The 15,895-nt window shown below is 49.1% G+C and carries 13 protein-coding genes; 9 read left to right on the top strand and 4 right to left on the bottom strand.

The window, feature by feature from the left end:
* Positions 1–18 precede the first annotated feature (18 nt).
* Positions 19–912 (bottom strand): EamA family transporter RarD, encoded by an 894-nt coding sequence (rarD, locus tag ACFQ1C_RS14975; RefSeq protein ID WP_379559481.1) that lies wholly within the window; start codon positions 910–912, stop codon positions 19–21.
* Positions 913–1,310: 398 nt separating this feature from the next.
* Between rarD and recQ the strand changes: the two genes are divergently transcribed.
* Positions 1,311–3,140 (top strand): DNA helicase RecQ, encoded by a 1,830-nt coding sequence (gene recQ / locus ACFQ1C_RS14970; protein ID WP_379559480.1) that lies wholly within the window; start codon positions 1,311–1,313, stop codon positions 3,138–3,140.
* Between the two features lie 325 nt (positions 3,141–3,465).
* Here the strand turns inward: recQ and ACFQ1C_RS14965 are convergent, their stop codons facing one another.
* Complete coding sequence (locus tag ACFQ1C_RS14965) at positions 3,466–3,765, bottom strand: c-type cytochrome (RefSeq protein WP_379559479.1); 300 nt, start codon at positions 3,763–3,765, stop codon at positions 3,466–3,468.
* 199 nt (positions 3,766–3,964) lie between these two features.
* On the opposite strand from ACFQ1C_RS14965, the gene ACFQ1C_RS14960 reads away from it, so the two are divergent.
* From ACFQ1C_RS14960 to ACFQ1C_RS14945, 4 genes are all read left to right on the top strand, one after another.
* Positions 3,965–5,398: a protein adenylyltransferase SelO gene (locus ACFQ1C_RS14960; protein WP_379559478.1), complete on the top strand. Its 1,434-nt coding sequence runs from the start codon at positions 3,965–3,967 to the stop codon at positions 5,396–5,398.
* 85 nt (positions 5,399–5,483) lie between these two features.
* A complete protein-coding gene (locus ACFQ1C_RS14955) occupies positions 5,484–5,807 on the top strand; it encodes a DUF3630 family protein (RefSeq protein WP_379559477.1) in 324 nt (107 codons plus the stop codon).
* 277 nt (positions 5,808–6,084) lie between these two features.
* Positions 6,085–6,984 (top strand): EamA family transporter, encoded by a 900-nt coding sequence (locus ACFQ1C_RS14950; protein ID WP_379559476.1) that lies wholly within the window; start codon positions 6,085–6,087, stop codon positions 6,982–6,984.
* Positions 6,985–7,108: 124 nt separating this feature from the next.
* Complete coding sequence (locus ACFQ1C_RS14945; RefSeq protein WP_379559475.1) at positions 7,109–7,771, top strand: 7-cyano-7-deazaguanine/7-aminomethyl-7-deazaguanine transporter; 663 nt, start codon at positions 7,109–7,111, stop codon at positions 7,769–7,771.
* A gap of 14 nt (positions 7,772–7,785) precedes the next feature.
* Here the strand turns inward: ACFQ1C_RS14945 and ACFQ1C_RS14940 are convergent, their stop codons facing one another.
* Both ACFQ1C_RS14940 and azu read right to left on the bottom strand, forming a co-directional pair.
* Entirely contained in the window at positions 7,786–8,376 is a 591-nt protein-coding gene (locus tag ACFQ1C_RS14940; protein ID WP_379559474.1) for a hypothetical protein, read from the bottom strand.
* Between the two features lie 574 nt (positions 8,377–8,950).
* Positions 8,951–9,412 (bottom strand): azurin, encoded by a 462-nt coding sequence (azu, locus tag ACFQ1C_RS14935; protein ID WP_379559473.1) that lies wholly within the window; start codon positions 9,410–9,412, stop codon positions 8,951–8,953.
* Positions 9,413–9,787: 375 nt separating this feature from the next.
* On the opposite strand from azu, the gene dnaA reads away from it, so the two are divergent.
* Genes dnaA through gyrB form a run of 4 tightly spaced genes read left to right on the top strand, consistent with a single transcriptional unit; the run spans position 9,788 to position 15,824 of the window.
* Positions 9,788–11,191, top strand: coding sequence for a chromosomal replication initiator protein DnaA (dnaA, locus tag ACFQ1C_RS14930; protein ID WP_379559472.1), 1,404 nt, complete (start codon positions 9,788–9,790; stop codon positions 11,189–11,191).
* A 13-nt stretch (positions 11,192–11,204) separates the two neighbouring features.
* Complete coding sequence (dnaN, locus tag ACFQ1C_RS14925) at positions 11,205–12,308, top strand: DNA polymerase III subunit beta (RefSeq protein WP_379559471.1); 1,104 nt, start codon at positions 11,205–11,207, stop codon at positions 12,306–12,308.
* Positions 12,309–12,310: 2 nt separating this feature from the next.
* The gene (gene recF / locus ACFQ1C_RS14920; RefSeq protein WP_379559470.1) at positions 12,311–13,402 is read left to right on the top strand and encodes a DNA replication/repair protein RecF; all 1,092 of its coding nucleotides are present in this window, start codon (positions 12,311–12,313) and stop codon (positions 13,400–13,402) included.
* 4 nt (positions 13,403–13,406) lie between these two features.
* On the top strand, positions 13,407–15,824 hold the full coding sequence (gene gyrB / locus ACFQ1C_RS14915; protein ID WP_379559469.1) for a DNA topoisomerase (ATP-hydrolyzing) subunit B: 2,418 nt from the start codon (positions 13,407–13,409) through the stop codon (positions 15,822–15,824).
* Positions 15,825–15,895 lie beyond the last annotated feature (71 nt).

Below are 15,895 nucleotides of genomic sequence, written 5' to 3'. Positions count from 1 at the left end.
ACGTACAGCTTAAGGCGCTTAGCGTAGAGCCTGTTTTTTCTTTTGTTTAATCCCATCCCAGCTATAAATCACCAGCGAGCACCAAATAAGAGCGAAGGTGATCACTTTATCTTGGGTAAAAGGCTCGTCATAGAGTAATACTGCCAACAAAAACATCAGGCTGGGGCCGATATATTGGAAAAACCCTAGCGTTGATAGCTTAAGTCGTTTGGCCGCAGCGGCAAACATTAATAAGGGAGCGGTCGTGACAATACCGGCCGAGATCAGCCATAAATTAGTATTGAGTGAGTTGCTGCTCATCTGGCTGGTAGTACTATCGGCAACGCCAAATAAGTAAATAGCAGCTAACGGTAATAGCACCAAGGTTTCTATCGTTAAACCGGTAATGGGATCGACCGGTACTTTCTTACGGATCAATCCGTAAAAGCCAAAAGAAATAGCCAGTACCAAAGCCACCCAAGGCAAACTGCCAAACACCACTAATTGTATCACCACTCCACTGGCAGCCAGCGCTACCGCGACCCACTGCATGGGTCGAAAACGCTCGCCCAAAAACAGCATGGCCAACACGATATTGAATAAGGGATTAATGTAATAACCCAAGCTGGCATCCAGCATATGGTTGTTATTGACCGCCCATATAAATACCAGCCAATTCAAACCAATAATGCAGGATGACAGCGTTAGCAGCGCTAAATATTTAGGTTGGCGCAACATAGCCCGCACTCGCGGCCAAAACTTAAGCGCACTGAGTAGCATCAGCAATAACAAAAAAGACCAGATCACCCGATGCGTTAAAATTTCATAAGCAGGCACCTGAGTGAGCTGTTTAAAGTACATGGGCGCGATGCCCCACAGCGTATAAGCGCCCAAGGCATACAGCGCACCCTTGCTGGCCTGATCTTTTTCCATGTTTTGTATATCTAAGAGTTGTAAATTGAGACGTAGTGTAGCGGCAATCAGCCGGAGTTGGCCAGTAATTAGCAAGGGCTCTCTAGGGCCTGTTGACCTTTCGAGATGATTTTTCAGCAGTTTGTGGGGGAGTATATAAAGCATCGCTTATGCCATGTAGTCACTCTTCCCTCTTTTCATAAATACGAGCGATAACGCAGTAGAAAGCTGCTACAAACGCTGCCCTGCGGGGTCGGCTAAACGCGTTTAACTCGAACAAAACTTAACCGCGAAAGGTCAACAGACCCTAGACTACACTTAGCAGCAGAGTAATTCAGGGCATGCTTCATACTTGGTGAGCTTCATTGTTGGTGCCCCCTGCTTTACAATGCTAATCCGCTTTTATCTTGCAGGCTGACATGACTTCCTTAATCGAACAAGCTGATCCCGCTCCTATTCCCGACACCTCTTTGGCGGTGTTGCAGCAGGTATTTGGCTATCAGAGTTTTCGTGATGGCCAGCAAGAAATCATCGACACCGTGATTGCCGGGCGTGATGCGCTGGTGATTAAGCCCACCGGTGGCGGAAAATCTATCTGTTATCAAATCCCGGCCTTATTACGCCCCGGCTTAACCATAGTGGTGTCGCCGCTGATCTCTTTGATGAAGGATCAGGTGGATACTTTGGTAGCAAACGGGGTGGCGGCGGTATATATCAATAGTTCGCTGAGTCGCGAAGTGATGCAGCGCCATTTTACCGCCATACGCCGTGGCGAGGTGAAGCTGGTGTATGTGTCGCCAGAGAGGCTGCTACAACAAGAGTTTATGGAACGGTTGGGTGAGCTAGAACTCGGCTTGTTTGCCATCGACGAGGCGCACTGTATCTCGCAATGGGGGCATGATTTTCGGCCGGAGTATGCGCTGTTAGGTCGCCTGAAACAGTGGTTCCCGAATATACCGGTAATGGCGCTGACTGCCACCGCCGATGAGGCGACTCAGCAGGATATGTTGAACCGACTTAACCTAACCGATCCGCTCATTCATATTGCCAGCTTCGACCGGCCCAATATTCGCTATACCTTGGTAGAGAAGTTTAAGGGCGCCGATCAGCTACTGCGTTATGTAGCCGAGCAGCCAGGGCTGTGCGGCATCGTTTATTGCTCTAGCCGCAAACGAGTAGAAGAAATGACCGAGCGCTTAATTGGCCGTGGTCATAAAGCCGCCAGTTATCATGCAGGCTTGCCATTAGAAGTACGCCAGTCGGTGCAAGAGCGTTTTATTCGTGATGACTTAGACATAGTAGTGGCCACAGTGGCATTTGGCATGGGCATCGACAAGCCCAACGTGCGCTATGTAGTACACTACGATATTCCGAAGAATATCGAATCTTATTATCAAGAAACTGGCCGTGGCGGTCGTGACGGCCTGCCCGCAGAAGCCTTGCTGCTCTATGACCCAGGCGATGTCGGTCGCGTGCGCCGCTTACTAGAAAACAACGAGAATGCCGAACAGACCCAAGTTGAACTGTATAAGCTTAACGTGATGGCGGCCTTCGCCGAATCAATCACTTGTCGGCGTCAGGTGTTACTTAATTACTTTGGTGAGTATCAGCGCGAGCCCTGTGGTAACTGCGATATTTGCCTTGATCCACCGAAACGTTACGACGGCACTCAAGATGCACAAAAAGCGTTGTCTTGTGTATATCGAGTTGGGCAGGGGTTCGGCGTTATTTATGTAGTAGAGGTGTTGCGCGGTGCCGATACCCAGCGTATTCGTGAGTATGGTCACGACAAACTGTCGACCTATGGCATAGGTAAAGACCAGAGCCAAGAACACTGGGTGAGCGTGATCCGCCAGCTTATTCACTGCGGCTTACTCAGCCAAAATATTACCCGCAACATGGTGCTGCAGTTAACCGAAGCCGCGCGGCCGGTCTTGCGCGGCGAAGTGGGACTTGAACTAGCCGAACCGCGACTGGTAGTGCGAGTTAAACAAAAAGACAAAGGCGAAGCGGCATTAACGCGGCCAGAAGACAAAGCCTTGTTTCAGGAACTGCGTAAATTGCGTAAGCAGCTGGCCGATGAGGCAGACGTGCCGCCCTATGTGGTGTTCAGTGATGCCACGCTCACCGAGCTGGCGCGTTATCGACCAAAAACAGAAGCCGAACTGCTAAGAATTAACGGCATTGGCGCCACCAAACTAGCACGCTACGGCGGCGCCTTTCTGGCCCTACTGCGCCAACAAGACTGATAAGTAAGCCGTCAGCTGTCAGACAAACAATAAATTCAATGCCGAGCGCCGAGCTTAAAGAAAGCGCCGAACCTGTTGCTCGGTGTTGTCTTCTTAAAGTTTTGGCGCCGATTGATAGTAGCAACAGGCAGCTCAGGTGCATATGGGAGGGCAGAGTGCGTCTGCTCCGTCGACCCTCCGCGCCAGGGAAGGCGCGGCGGAGCCCCCATGGATGGGTTTACGGCGAGTCGAACGGAGTAGTGCGCTTTGCCTGACTTACACCCAAAACGTCAACAAAAAGATGTGGCTAAGAGGCAGGCTTAAAGCTGACGGCTTGCAGCGGATCTTATAGGCTGGCGTAATAAGCTGCTAAGTCGGCGATATCAGCATCGGATAAAGGTTTAGCCATTGGCGCCATAATGGGATTGTCACGTTGACCATCGCGAAAGTGCTGTAGTTGGCTCGCTAGGTATGCTTCTTTTTGGCCGGCGAGATTAGGATAAATATCCATCGCTGATATTCCTTCTGCACCGTGGCATGCAGCACATACCGCCGATTTGGCTTTACCTGCGTCAGCATTGCCAGCAGCAAAGGCGGGGGCACTCAGTAGGGTGAAGGCAGCTGCGGCTATGATCAGTTTTTTCATTACTAACTCCGTTATTATTTTTATCGTTTAAATTGCTTCCAAAACAAATAACGGTCGCTGACGACAGGAGCTAGGCTAGCAATGCTAGGTTAAGCTAGAGCAACCATTAGCCATCAACCATCGTTATTTATTTGGCTGCGGCAGTATAAAGTAAGCTTGGGCCAAAATTAAATACAGTTAACGGTGAAAGGACAGAAACATGCGCATAGATAATCAATACGCCAAATTTGACTGGGCCGGCACCGCAGTAACTCCCGCACCGTTGCTATCGCCTAGATTACTGTTACTCAATGCAGATTTAGCCGATGAGCTGGGCATGGCGCTGTCTGAGGCGCAGTGGCGAGACATCACCAGTGGCCAGCAGCTTATGCCGGACATGCAGCCATTTGCTCAAGTGTATGCGGGCCACCAGTTTGGTGGTTTTAGTCCGCAGCTAGGAGATGGCCGCGCTATGTTACTAGGAGAAGTTGTCGGCCCTAACGGTCAGCGCTGGGATTTACACTTAAAAGGAGCTGGCAAAACCCCTTATTCGCGCTTTGGCGATGGCCGAGCTGTGTTGCGCTCATCACTGCGAGAATATTTAGCGTCGGAAGCCATGCACCATCTAGGCATTGCGACTACGCGTGCGCTGGCGCTGGTGGGTAGTAAAGAGCCAGTCTATCGTGAGCAAGTTGAGCCAGGCGCGGGGTTATTACGCGCAGCACACAGCCATCTACGCTTTGGCCACTTCGAGTTCTTTTATTACAGCGGTAAGCCCGAGCATATTCCTACCTTGCTGAACTATCTGATTGATACGCAATGGCCAGATCTCAGTAAAGACGCTACCGGTTATGCCGCTTTATTTGCTCGAGTAGTAGAAAAAACCGCAACCTTGATTGCACAGTGGCAGCTGGTGGGCTTTTGCCATGGGGTGCTCAATACCGACAATATGTCGATGTTGGGCCTAACGCTGGACTATGGCCCTTATGGCTTCTTGGACGCTTACGATCCTGATCATATTTGCAATCACTCGGATCACGCTGGCCGTTATGCCTATGATCAGCAACCAGCGGTGGGCTACTGGAACTTGCAGCGTTTGGCGCAATCTTTGTCTGGGGTGATCGAGATTGAAGCGTTGCAGCAGGCGCTGGGGAGTTATGAGCAGCAGCTAATGTCTACCTATTCGCAGGGCATGCGTCAAAAGCTGGGTCTAACGACATGGGAAGATGAAGATCCGGCATTATTTCGCGATATGTTCGCTTTAATGGCGGCACAAAAAGTGGATTATACTTGCTGGTTCCGTCGTTTGGCAGAGCTAGCTCCATCGGGAGCGGTGCCTACAAATTTGCAGGCCTTGTTAAGCGACGCGACGGCTTGGAGCGAGTGGTTTGTTCGTTATCAGACGCGACTGGCGCAAGAGGGCAAAACACAGGCCGAAAAAGAGCAGCAAATGAATGCGATTAATCCTAAATACATATTACGTAATCATTTAGCGCAACAGGCTATCGAGCAGGCAGAGCAGGGTGATATGTCAGAAGCCGACACGCTATTAATGCTGTTAGCACGACCTTTTGACGAACAACCCGAGTTTAATGCTTACGCCATGCCTGCGCCTGACTGGGCAGAGACCTTATCTATTTCTTGTAGCTCTTAATTTATTTTACGTCTGACGCAGTACGCCGTAAGTTCAAGAGAAAAAAATCGCTTTTCTTTGACTGGCAGCGTAGGGCTTAAGACGTATGGCGATCACTATCTATGCGAGTAATACCATGTTATCGACCACCACTATGTTAATGGCGGCTCAGCCGCTAACCTTTACTAGCTTTTCCAAGTGGGCCGAACAGCTAATAAGCGAGCTGGGATTAGAGCTAATAGAGCGAGAGCAGGGAGCGGACTATCATCAATGGTTGTTGGGCTTTGAAGGAAGTCGGATATTCTTGTGTTTTCAGCACTATGCTGATTGCGCTTGGCTGCAGCCTTTTTGTGCTGCCGACCAAGAAGTAGCCGATTGGCTAACCCTGCAGTGGAACCGGCCTGCGGCAGCGTTCAGCCGTAAGCCGTAAGCTGTCAGTGAAAGATAGAGACAGCGCCGAGTACCAAGCCTATGGTCGAATTCATTCGACCGCTCTTAGTTTTGCGCAGCCAAAGGCTTGGTCTTACCATATAAAATATCTTTGGCCCTTGTCGCTCTTATCTCATCTTAATTTTTCCGTGCCTTCCGCGTTCTTCCGTTGCAGATATGCCTTGGTTTTTTTAAAGCCTTTAAGCAACGGACCGATTTTTCTTAGCAGTGTAAGGCGACCGGCTAAAACTGGCGCATAACTTAACAGGAAACTTATTATGGCACCCAAAGACGTACTGTTGGCATTAGTAGTAATTGGCGTGTGGGGCATGAACTTTGTGGTGATCCTCGCCGGTTTGGATGACGTGCCGCCCATGTTGCTGGGAGCCCTGCGTTTTACCTTGGTAGCCTTTCCTGCCGTGCTGCTGGTTAAGCGGCCCGCAGTTCCTTGGCGCTGGTTAATTGCGTATGGCGGTACCATCTCATTAGGCCAGTTTGCTTTTCTGTTTTACGCCATGGCCAATGGTATGCCTGCGGGTCTTGCCTCTCTCGTACTACAATCCCAAGCCTTTTTTAGCCTCTTTTTTGCCGCTTTATTGTTAGGCGAAAAGATTAAACCCATGCATTTGGCGGGCTTGCTGGTAGCGGCTGCAGGCTTAGCGACCATTGGCTATGGTGGTGATGGCACCATGACCATGCTGGGCTTGGGCTTCACGCTGGCGGCATCGGCCATGTGGGCTCTGGGTAATATAGTGACCAAAAAAATAGGCCGCGTTAATTTAATTGGCCTTATTGTATGGGGTAACTTGGTGCCGCCCTTACCTTTTTTAGCACTGTCGTTTTGGCTAGAAGGACCGGCGGAAATAGCAGAGGCCTTGCGCCATATTAGTAGCCATACACTACTAGCCTTGGTGTATCTCGCCTTTATCGCGACTCTATTGGGATATGGCCTCTGGAGCCGTTTATTACAGCGTTATCCTACCGGTATGGTAGCCCCTTTTTCACTCTTAGTACCCGTGGTGGGGTTAAGCTCGGCGGTATGGTTGTTGGATGAGCAACTTACGTCGGCCCAGTGGATGGGCGCTATACTGGTCATGCTGGGTTTAGGTCTGAATGTGTTTGGCCTAAGAGTATGGAATTTACTTTCAGGTAAAGACAAGCGTGCAGCGAACAGGTAGCATAGCGACGCACACATTCCGGCTCTGATTAAAATTAAAGCAGTTGTTAATGCCGCACGGCTAGTTATACTAAGCGCCGTTTCCGGAATGGGTTCCCTAACCCCATAAATCAAAAAGGTAAAACATGGTTATTTCACCTCAGCAGTACAATACGGCCTTATTCAGGCTGTCTTTATTTCATGTCGCTATTATTGCCGCCAGCAACTATCTGGTGCAGCTGCCTTTTACTCTGTTTGGTTTTCATACCACCTGGGGGGCGCTGAGTTTTCCGTTCATTTATTTAGCAACCGATCTCACGGTACGCATTTTTGGTGCGGCTATGGCGCGACGTATCATCTTATTGGTGATGCTACCGGCGCTGGCTAGCTCTTATGTGCTGTCGGTACTGTTTTTTGAAGCCAAATACCAAGGGCTAGCGGCGCTGTCCGAGTTCAACTTGTTTGTTGCCCGCATCGCGTTAGCTAGTTTTATGGCCTATGTGCTGGGTCAGATCATGGATGTATCGGTGTTTAATCGACTACGCCAAATCAAAGCTTGGTGGGTGGCACCGACGTGCTCGACTATTTTCGGTAATCTGGTTGATACCTTAGTTTTCTTCAGCTTGGCATTTTATCGTTCGCCAGACCCGTTTATGGCTCAGCACTGGGTCGAAATTGCGTGGGTAGATTATGGCGTTAAATTGCTGTTCAGTTTGGTATTGTTTGTGCCCGCCTATGGCTTGCTGCTTAAATATTTAAGCAGCAAGTTTGTGGGTGAGGCAGGTGTTAGAGTACAAACTAGCCACTAAAAATAGAGTAACGGTTAAAGTTTTGTGATGGCCTCAATGTCCAGTGCTTCGGCATAGGCCTTGAGGTCATTTTCGTTAATGCCACGACCTGTTATTTGGATCAAGATACTGTTGGCCACCATCATTTGTAGCTCTTGGCTGTTGCCTTCACTTTTTATCATAGCGGTTTGCCCCTTGATACGCTTAACCTTATAGCCGCCCATGGTAGCCATACTGGGGTTGGTAAATAGCATGCCCATGGTTTGCAGTAGTGGAGAGTCTTTGGTGATGCTGATCTCTAACTGGCCGCCATCTTTGCGATAGCTGCGAGAAGCATTAATGCCGCCACCAAAAAAAGCTGTGGATCCTGCCTGACTTTCTACCTCATCTGCTTTCCAGCCAGATAGTGGCTCGGGAAATAAATTACCTAATTCGCCTGCTTGCAGCTGGCGAACTAAGGTAGATACATAATCAAATTGTGTGACCGCCTGAGATAACTCACCCGCCTGATATGCCTCGGTACCCGCGGTGATCGCCTGCTTAATTTCAGCGTGAGTATCTTCTATTTCATCGGCAAGCAGCATGCCGGGCACGAATATTGCGACCCATAACCAGTGTTTGTTCATACAGACTCCCTCCTGCTGTTATTGCATTTAGTGTAGTTCAGCGATGCCGAATACGGTTAAAGACAAAATAAATGAGAAAGTCGTAAATCTATTTGCAATTACTAATGATAACGATTAGCATTAACTTGCTTTCGAGGAATGACTCTCACAGTTTCTAGCTATGCAGTAAGTGGAGACAGGTTTTGAAGGCGCGACATTGCTCACATTGCTTCCAGAGTTTTTAGGCCAGCTTATGCTGGCCTTTTTTTTGCATTTTTATTGCTATAAACAGCTGCAAAAATCATCTCGAAGGTCAACAAACCCTAATGTAGGTTCAGTGGGAAATTACGCTTAAAGACTTCTTGGCCGCGCAATATACGGCAAAGTGTCAGCTAACAATAAGCGTACTTTTAGTTGGTTGAGCATGTCAGAGGTGGCTAGCTAGTTGCCTAGGAGCGAACAGGCTTTTATGGGATCTGTAGTTGAGTACTGGCAATTTAAAAGAGAATAAACAAAAAGGGAGTGAACAATCGAGAGGGATAAAGCGGAGGGCGAAGAATAAAGTGCCTGCATAGGCAGGCACTTAGAGAAGGGCTTATTCAGTGATGCTGAATTTACCGTTCATAATGCTTACGTGACCTGGGAAGCTGCAGAAGAAGCTGTAATCGTCACCAGCTTTCAGATCTGCAGTACTGAAGGTTACGCTGCTGCTTTCACCGCCACCAATAACATCAGTGTGTGCAAGAACACGCTCGTCATCAGCTTTCAGATAGTCGTGGTCAACACCGGCGCTCATGCCGTCGGTTGCAATAGGCTGCATGTTTTCTGTGGTGCTTAGCACCCAGTTATGACCCATTACGTTTTTAGCCAAAGTACCTGTGTGATGAAGAGTTAAAGTTACTTCTTCACAGCTGGCGGGTACGCTCATCTCTTTTTGGTCAAACTGCATTGCGTCATTACTATTTATTTCCAGGGTACACTCGTCAGCTGCAAAAGCTGGCATTGCTGCCGTGGCTGACATCAATACGATTCCTGCTAAATAATGTGTCTTCTTCATGCATGTCTCCTTAAAGTGTACATGGAACCAGTCACTGTTTTTACGGTGGCTAAGTTGCGGGTACACTACCATAAATTATTGAGAATAATACTCAGTGGTCAAAAATAACACTACGATTATTGGTGATCACAATAACCTAAACTATGATCGACGTCACAAAAAATGATCATTACTAAATAGTTGCGTACAAATAGCTTATGACAGCGTTGTTTATATTCTTGTTCATAACCACAGGGAACCTGTGCATGACTCATAAGTTATACACAGAAGTCAAGGATCATATTTTACAGGATCATGACGATCCCGCTAGAGATCCTGCCCTTGCCTCAGTAGAATAACCACCCCTTGATTGATCCCTTTACTTCAGGAGTTCTGATGAGCACTACGCTTTGGCAGCAGTGTCTTAACCGGCTACAAGATGAATTGCCCTCGGCAGAATTCAGTATGTGGATCCGGCCGCTGCAGGCGGAGCTGGGTGACAACACTATAACCCTGTTTGCCCCTAACCGTTTTGTACTGGATTGGGTGCGGGATAAATATTTACTACGGATCAATAGCTTACTCAGCGAATTTTGTGGCAGTAACTGTCCACAAATGAAATTTGAGGTGGGCAAAAAACGCACACCAGTCAATTTAATGGCCAGCACCGACAGTCGCCAAGCAAGCGCACCCAGTCGGTCGAATAATAAAGAATCAGCTCCCGCGCATATTGTGCCTTCTTGGGTCGAGCGGGCTGAAGATAAGCCACAGCTTGTTTACAAGAGTAATGTTAATGCCAACTATACCTTCGAGAACTTCGTAGAAGGTAAATCGAACCAGTTGGCTCGTGCGGCCGCTCAGCAGGTGGCGGAAAATCCCGGTGGCGCCTATAACCCGTTATTTCTGTATGGCGGAACCGGTTTGGGTAAAACTCACCTCTTGCACGCCGTCGCTAACGGTATTCGTGCCCGAAAAGCCGATGCCAAAGTGATTTACATGCACTCAGAGCGCTTCGTGCAAGATATGGTAAAAGCCTTACAAAACAACGCCATCGAGGAATTTAAACGCTATTACCGCAGCGTGGATGCTTTATTAATTGACGATATCCAGTTTTTTGCCAATAAAGAGCGATCCCAAGAAGAATTTTTTCATACCTTTAATGCGCTGTTAGAAGGTAATCAGCAAATTATTCTCACCTCCGACCGCTATCCCAAAGAGATAGTGGGCGTAGAAGATCGCCTTAAGTCTCGCTTCGGTTGGGGCTTAACGGTGGCCATTGAGCCGCCAGAGCTAGAAACGCGAGTGGCGATTTTAATGCGCAAGGCCGATGAAAATAAAATGCGTCTGCCCCACGAAGTGGCCTTCTTTATTGCCAAACGCCTGCGTTCTAACGTGCGAGAGCTTGAAGGTGCGCTAAACCGAGTGATGGCTAATGCCAACTTTACTGGCCGTGCCATTAATATCGATTTTGTGCGTGAAGCGCTGCGTGATCTACTGGCGCTGCAAGAAAAGCTGGTGACCATGGATAATATCCAGAAAACCGTGGCCGAATACTATAAAATAAAGCTGTCAGACATATTATCTAAGCGTCGTTCACGCTCGGTGGCTCGTCCCCGCCAAGTCGCGATGGCACTGGCTAAAGAGTTGACCAACCACTCTTTGCCGGAAATTGGCGATGCGTTTGGCGGGCGAGACCACACTACCGTGTTGCATGCCTGTCGAAAAATTGCCCAGTTGCGCGAAGAGAGTCATGATATAAAGGAAGATTACTCTAATCTTATCCGCACCTTATCTTCCTGAATCGGAGAACCTCATGCAGTTTACTATCAGCCGCGAAGCCATATTGCGGCCCTTGCAACTGGTGTCCAGTGCCTTGGGCGGCCGCCCTAATCTGCCGATCCTGAACAATATTTTGTTGAGCGTTAGCGATAATTCCTTATCGATGACCGGTACCGATACCGAAGTTGAAATGATTGCTAGGGTTGAACTGCAAGGTGAGGTGACACCGGGGCGCATTACCGTGCCAGCGCGTAAGATGCTGGACTTGTGCCGTGGTCTTCCCGATGGGGCCGAGCTGCGATTCTCTCAGGAAGGTGAGCGTCTTATTTTGCGCTCGGGCCGCAGCCGCTTTAACTTGGCGACGCTCGCCGCCGAAGACTTCCCCAATATTGAAGAATGGAGCTCGGAGCTGGAGTTCGACATTAATCAGCTGGCACTAAAGAAGCTGATCGAGTCGACTCAGTTTTCGATGGCCATTCAAGATGTGCGTTATTACCTCAACGGCATGCTGTTTGAAACCGATGGTCAACTGTTGCGCACCGTGGCCACCGACGGCCACCGTTTAGCCACATGCCAGCGTCAGTTACTGGCCGAGGCTCTGCCAGCCCAGCAGGTAATAGTACCGCGCAAAGGCGTGCTCGAGCTGGTAAAATTGTTAGAGCACGAAGATCAGGATGTGCGCTTACAAATTGGCAAAAATAATATTCGCGCGGTGACGCCAGGCTTTATCTTCACCTCTAAGTTGGTCGATGGCCGTTTCCCGGATTATCGCCGTGTATTGCCGCGGGAGTGCGATAAAACGCTGATTTGTGGCCGAGACGAGCTACGCCAAGCGTTTTCGCGAGCGGCTATCTTATCGAACGAAAAGTTTCGTGGCGTGCGGCTCAATATGCAAGCCCAAGTACTAAAGATTACGGCCAACAATCCAGAGCAAGAAGAAGCAGAAGAGATGCTGGATGTAGATTATCAGGGCACGGATCTGGAAATTGGCTTTAACGTGTCTTACGTGCTGGATGTGCTTGGCACGCTCAAGTCTGATAAAGTAAAAATCAGCCTAAAAGATGCCAGCAGCAGTGGCCTGATTGAGGCTGAAGATAGCGGAGATGCACTGTATGTCGTGATGCCGATGCGATTGTAAACATGGCATTGCTTAACCTGCAGTTAAAAGATTTTCGTAATATTGCTCATGGCCGGTTAATACCGGCCACTGGTATTAATGTACTTATTGGCGCCAATGGCAGTGGCAAAACCAGTATTTTGGAAGCCATTCATTATTTAGGTGTGGGGCGTTCGTTTCGCACCCATCTAACGGGCCGGGTGATACATCAAGGCGAATCTGCCTTTACCTTGTTTGCGCGAATTTGCCAGGGTGACGATAGTTTACCCGTTGGCTTAAGCAAAACTCGCGGTGGCGATACCCGATTAAAGATAGCTGGGCGCGCTGCCGAACGATTAGCCGATCTGGCGCACATTCTACCCATTCAGTTGATCCACCCAGAAGGGTATAATCTATTAACCGGCGGGCCCAAGTTACGACGCGCATATCTTGATTGGGGGCTGTTTTACTCTCATTCGCGTTTTTTTACCGTCTGGGGACAGTATCGCCGGCTGTTAAAACAACGTAATGCGCTGTTACGCCAACAACGACCATACACAGAGCTGCGCTATTGGGACCAACAATTGGTCACTATAGCCGAAGAGTTAAGTCTATTCAGGCAGCAATATGCCGAGGCTATTGAGCCGGTTATCCGCTCGATAGCGGCAGATTTTCTGCCTGAGTATGATTTTACGTTCGATTTTTTTCGGGGCTGGGATCGGCAAACGGACTTAGCTCAGGTATTAGCGCAGGGCCTAGAGCGTGATTTAGGTTTGGGGTACACCCATTCGGGGCCCCACAAAGCCGAGATCAGGATCAAAGCGCGCGGCATGCCGGTGCAAGATTTATTGTCTAGGGGCCAGCTTAAGTTGCTGGTGTGTGCCATGCGACTGGCCCAAGGCCGGTACCTAAAAACTGAATCTAATCAGGACTGTATTTTTTTAATTGACGATTTTGCGTCTGAGCTGGACGAGCACAAGCGGGCATTACTGGCACACCAATTGAACGCATTGGGTGCCCAAGTTTTTGTGTCCGCCATTGATGTGGCCCAGCTTAGTCAGATGATCACACGGGATAACAGCAAGCTGTTTCATGTGAAACAGGGTGAAATCACCGAACACCAGGAGTGCGAGTAAGCCAATGAGTGAACACACTTACGACTCTTCGAGTATTAAGGTATTAAAAGGTCTGGATGCCGTCCGTAAACGGCCGGGTATGTATATCGGCGACACCGACGATGGCTCCGGCCTACACCACATGGTGTTTGAGGTGGTGGATAACTCGATAGATGAATCCTTAGCCGGACATTGTAAAGACATCGTCGTCATCATTCATGGTGACGGCTCGGTGTCGGTATCCGATGATGGCCGTGGTATTCCAGTAGGCATTCACGAAGAAGAAGGCCGCTCCGCCGCCGAAGTTATCATGACCGTATTGCATGCGGGCGGTAAATTCGACGATAACTCCTATAAAGTTTCTGGTGGTTTGCACGGTGTGGGTGTGTCTGTAGTGAACGCCTTGTCTGAAACCTTGCAGTTGACTGTGTGGCGTGACGGCAAGGTACATGAGCAGACTTATCGCCATGGGGTGCCACAAGCACCGTTAGCGGTAGTGGGCGATACCGAAAAGACCGGTACCTTAATCCGTTTCTGGCCTAGCCATGAAACCTTCACGAATACCGAATTTCATTTTGAAATTTTAGCGAAACGACTGCGTGAACTGTCGTTCCTAAACTCAGGGATCTCAATCCGTCTGACCGATGAGCAGACCGATAAAGAGGCACACTTTGAGTATGAAGGTGGCATCCGTGCCTTCGTTGAATACTTAAACCAGAATAAAACGCCGATCCACCCTAAAGCGTTTCACTTTGTGAGTGAGCAAGACGGCGGAATCACGGTTGAAGTGTCGATGCAGTGGAATGACTCTTATCAAGAGAATATCTTCTGCTTTACCAACAATATACCCCAGCGCGACGGTGGCGCTCACTTGGCCGGTTTTAGAGGGGCGCTGACCCGTACCTTGAATAACTTCATGGACAAGGAAGGCTATAGCAAGAAGACCAAAACTTCGGCTTCTGGCGATGATGCTCGTGAAGGCCTGACTGCGGTGATTTCGGTGAAAGTGCCAGATCCTAAGTTCTCTTCGCAAACCAAAGACAAGTTAGTGTCCTCAGAAGTGAGAACCGCGGTTGAGCAAGCGATGAACGAGCGCCTAGCGGAGTTTTTACTAGAAAACCCCGGAGACGCCAAAGTCATCGTTACTAAAATTATCGATGCAGCCCGTGCCCGTGACGCGGCGCGTAAAGCCCGTGACATGACTCGCCGTAAAGGCGCGCTCGACTTAGCCGGGTTACCAGGTAAGTTGGCCGATTGCCAAGAGAAAGACCCAGCATTGTCCGAACTCTACATAGTGGAGGGTGACTCGGCGGGTGGTTCTGCCAAGCAGGGACGTAATCGTAAAAATCAGGCTATTTTGCCGTTGAAGGGTAAGATCTTAAACGTAGAAAAAGCCCGTTTCGACAAGATGCTGTCGTCTCAAGAAGTAGCGACCCTGATCACCGCTCTAGGCTGTGGTATTGGTCGTGACGAATACAATCCGGATAAGTTGCGCTATCACTACATCATAATCATGACCGATGCGGACGTGGATGGTGCGCACATTCGTACCCTGCTGCTGACCTTCTTCTATCGTCAGATGCCAGAAATCGTTGAGCGCGGTTACATTTATATTGCTCAGCCGCCTTTGTATAAGGTGAAAAAAGGCAAGCATGAGCAGTATCTGAAAGACGAAGATGCCATGCTGGAGTACCAAACCAATATGGCTCTGGACGGCGCTAGCTTGCACGTTAACGAGTCAGCCCCCGCCATTGGCGGTGAGCATCTTGAGAAGCTGGTGAAGAATTTCCGTAAAGTGGAGATTCTCATTGAGCGCTTAGCTCGTCGTGCGCCTGAGGTGGTGTTGAACGAGTTAATTTATCAGCCTGCGTTAACGATAGAAGCATTGACTAATGAAGCTGAAGTGGCGGCTTGGGTGAAGGCTATTAATACCTCACTTATCGTAGACAATACTCACGGCGCCGAATACGTGCTGGACTATGAGTTCTTCGATGAGCGTAGCTGCTACCTGCCCAAGGTAAAGGTACGCCAGCACGGTATTGAGCGTGAATTCCCTATTAGCTATGACTTTTTTGCCTCGGGTGAATATCGCAGTATCGTCGAGTTGGGTAACGGCATTGCCAACCTGATGGAAGAAGGCGCGTATGTGAAGCGCGGCGAAAAAATCAAACAGGTTAATACCTTTGCTGAAGGCCTAGAATGGCTGATGCACGAAAGTAAGCGTGGCCTCTATGTGCAGCGTTATAAAGGCTTGGGTGAAATGAACCCCGATCAGCTGTGGGAAACCACCATGGATCCTGGTTCTCGCCGTATGCTGCAGGTGAAAATTGAAGATGCGATTGCTGCCGATCAGTTGTTCTCGACCCTAATGGGTGACCACGTTGAACCGCGTCGCGAGTTCATTGAAGCGAATGCGCTGCGAGTAGCTAACTTAGATATCTAAACCGCTATTGCTATAACGTAGTGCATAAAAAGCAGCGCCTAGGCGCTGCTTTTTTTATGGTTAAAGGCTCA

Source organism: Oceanisphaera ostreae, from assembly GCF_042676125.1.
In the GTDB taxonomy this organism is placed as follows: Bacteria; Pseudomonadota; Gammaproteobacteria; order Enterobacterales; family Aeromonadaceae; genus Oceanimonas; species Oceanimonas ostreae.
This window is presented reverse-complemented; position numbering and strand designations above follow the sequence as displayed.